Raw genomic sequence first — 272 nt, forward strand, 5'->3', positions numbered from 1 at the left:
GGACACGTACATCCCCCAGCCTGACCGTGCCGTTGACGGCGCGTTCCTGCTGCCGGTGGAAGACGTGTTCTCGATCTCGGGCCGCGGCACCGTGGTGACGGGTCGTGTCGAGCGTGGCATCATCAAGGTCGGCGAGGAAATCGAGATCGTCGGTATCCGCGAAGTCCAGAAGACGACCGTGACCGGCGTGGAAATGTTCCGCAAGCTGCTGGACCAGGGTCAAGCCGGCGACAACGTCGGTATCCTGCTGCGCGGCACCAAGCGTGAAGACG

General features: G+C 64.0%; 1 protein-coding gene. It reads left to right on the forward strand.

The window, feature by feature from the left end:
• The coding region (locus tag ACPYOM_RS22520; protein ID WP_481347668.1) for an EF-Tu/IF-2/RF-3 family GTPase at window positions 1-272 on the forward strand (272 nt) is incomplete at both ends.

Source organism: Monashia sp. HAY1-2A (assembly GCF_056755315.1).